The sequence below is a fragment of the Pelovirga sp. genome (assembly GCF_059864205.1).
The window spans coordinates 1-2,202 of the sequence record NZ_JCBCBS010000077.1; the positions used below are offsets into that span (position 1 = coordinate 1).

Annotated in this window: 5 protein-coding genes; all 5 read left to right on the plus strand. The window is 50.5% G+C overall.

Annotated elements, in window-relative coordinates; all coding sequences use genetic code 11:
- The first annotated feature begins 81 nt into the window (after positions 1 to 81).
- Positions 82 to 291, plus strand: coding sequence for a hypothetical protein (locus tag AC6F7T_RS04855; RefSeq protein ID WP_500716871.1), 210 nt, complete (start codon positions 82 to 84; stop codon positions 289 to 291).
- Positions 288 to 773 carry a siphovirus Gp157 family protein gene (locus AC6F7T_RS04860; RefSeq protein ID WP_500716872.1) on the plus strand — a complete coding sequence of 162 codons (486 nt, stop codon included), beginning with the start codon at positions 288 to 290 and terminating at the stop codon, positions 771 to 773. The genes AC6F7T_RS04855 and AC6F7T_RS04860 overlap by 4 nt, the downstream gene beginning before the upstream one ends.
- Before the next feature lie 2 nt (positions 774 to 775).
- Positions 776 to 1,333 (plus strand): ERF family protein, encoded by a 558-nt coding sequence (locus tag AC6F7T_RS04865; protein WP_500716873.1) that lies wholly within the window; start codon positions 776 to 778, stop codon positions 1,331 to 1,333.
- A gap of 202 nt (positions 1,334 to 1,535) precedes the next feature.
- Complete coding sequence (locus AC6F7T_RS04870) at positions 1,536 to 1,955, plus strand: recombination protein NinB (RefSeq protein ID WP_500716874.1); 420 nt, start codon at positions 1,536 to 1,538, stop codon at positions 1,953 to 1,955.
- On the plus strand, positions 1,952 to 2,202 hold a 251-nt coding region (locus AC6F7T_RS04875), incomplete at its 3' end, for a hypothetical protein (protein ID WP_500716875.1). The genes AC6F7T_RS04870 and AC6F7T_RS04875, both read left to right, overlap by 4 nt.

The following is a 2,202-nucleotide window of genomic DNA, read 5'->3' on the forward strand; positions in this document are numbered from 1 at the left end:
TCGCCGCGACAATTCACGCGATATCACGAGTTTTGACGTTATCACTTTACTCGTTTTGAGCGAGAGAAAGAGCGGTATAAAATGACAACGGAGCAAGCCTGCATGGAAGCAGCGCGGCGCAGTAATAACGGGGACGGTTACGCCTCGGAGCATTGTGGATACTGGGCAATCTGTGGAGAAAAGGAAAAATCCAATTTTTTTACGGTGATCATTGACGATCAGCATTTTCAGGGTGGATCGTTTGCCCAGTGCTTTGACCGGTACGAAGAGAGCTTAGAGGTAGGTGAATGAAAAATGAAGTCTACAAAATTTCAGAAGGAATTCGCTCTATTTTGGAATGTGAAGAAATCACTGATGAGCAGTTTGGATTGCTGGAAAACCTTAATATTGGCCTCGAAGAGAAGGTGCCAGACGCGATTTGTATTGCCGAAGAACGGCGCGCACGTGGGGATATTCGCAAGGCCGCCGCTGAACGCATGATGAGATTGGCGAAGGATGATCTTGCCACAGCTGACCGCATTGAGAGATGGGCGCTTAATGCAATGGTCACGGCACAGCGAGATAAGATCGAGACGATAACGCACAAGATCAGCGTCTACCACAACCCACCGGCGCTGAAAATTGACGATGACAGACTTATCCCGGCACAGTTTGTTGACATCATCCCCGCGTCAACAAGGATCAATAACGCCGCCGTGAAGGATGCGCTAAAATCTGGCGAAGAAGTGCCTGGTGCGCGCCTCGAATCCGGTCTTAGTTTGAGAGTGAGGTAACAATGGAAAAATCAGAGAACATCAAAGAGCTTGCCGCCGCCCTTGCCAAAGCACAGGGGGAGGTGGAAAATGCAGATAAAAACAGCACAAACCCCGCGTTCCGCTCAAAATATGCGGATCTTGCCGAGATCATCAACACCGTCCGGCCTGTTTTCACCCGCCATGGGCTATCATTTCTCCAAATGCCGTCATTTACCGATGGCGTTGCTAGCGTTGAAACCATGCTGATCCATACTTCTGGGGAGTGGGTGACATCCCATGCCAGCGCGCCGGTAACGAAGCAGGACCCACAGGGAGTGGGGAGCGCGATTACCTACCTGCGCAGGTATAGCTTGGCAGCGTTCGCCTGTATCGCACAAGAGGATGATGATGCCACCCACGCCAGCCAGAAGCCGCCACATAAAAAGCCAGAGGTTGACAGCACATTGGAATCAATCACCACCGCTACCGACATTGCCGCGTTATTGAAACTTTGGGGGGAAATCCCCGAAACATCCCAAGAGACGTATAAGGTAGCGTTTACAGCTGCACGGAAGAAACTTGAAAGGATCGGAAAATGACCCCAGAGCTCGAAAGTTGGTTGATCAATCTTAAACCTGGCGATATCGTGAAAATTTGCACCTGCCATTCCCAACCGGCAGACGCAACGGTCAAGCGCGTCACCCCTGCGCAAATTATCGTGCGGGGGAGAGACCAAGAGCTGAGATATATTAAGCGCACCGGGCGGAGGATCGGGCCGTCTCATGGCTGGCTGGAAATGCCATGACAACGATCATTCTTATCGACCAACAACGCAGAGAGCGCGCAAAGGGGTTTGTCGACGCAGCCCCGGAAGGGTATGAGTGCATCATCCGCCAGCACAAAAGCAGCCGGTCGCTGGCGCAAAACAATTGTCTGCATGGGTGGTGTAAACAAATTTCCCGACAATATGCAGAATCAACAGGGGAGTTTTATCCTATCAATTACTGGAAGGGATACCTGAAAAGTCTTTTTTTGGGGGACGAATCTTTCAAGATAAATGGAAAGATTATCACGCAACCCAAAAGCACATCTGAGTTAAAAGTTAATGAATTCAGCAAGCTCCTAGACGATATAGACCACTACGTCGGGAGCGAATTCCATATAATATTAGAACGCGGCATAGATTATTCACTAGCAATTTATGGGAGGAAGGCGCCATGACCAAAGCCGAACGTGACCACCTCGCAAGGGTGAAGGGTATGAGGTGCGCGGTGTGCGGATTCCCTCAGGTGGAAGTCCACCACGCGGTGAATTTAGGGCACCCGAGGCGCGACCACTTCCGAGTTGTTCCATTGTGCCAGCATCACCATACCGGCACATTTTCGATCCATGGAAGCCGGAAGAGTTTTAGGGAAAAATACGGCCACGAGGATGACATGATCATCCCACCACTTCATCTACAGGAGAA

Coding starts and splice junctions, on each gene's coding strand:
- AC6F7T_RS04855 (WP_500716871.1), top strand. CDS start 82: ATGACAACGGAGCAAGCCTGCATGGAAGCAGCGCGGCGCAGTAATAAC.
- AC6F7T_RS04860 (WP_500716872.1), top strand. CDS start 288: ATGAAAAATGAAGTCTACAAAATTTCAGAAGGAATTCGCTCTATTTTG.
- AC6F7T_RS04865 (WP_500716873.1), top strand. CDS start 776: ATGGAAAAATCAGAGAACATCAAAGAGCTTGCCGCCGCCCTTGCCAAA.
- AC6F7T_RS04870 (WP_500716874.1), top strand. CDS start 1,536: ATGACAACGATCATTCTTATCGACCAACAACGCAGAGAGCGCGCAAAG.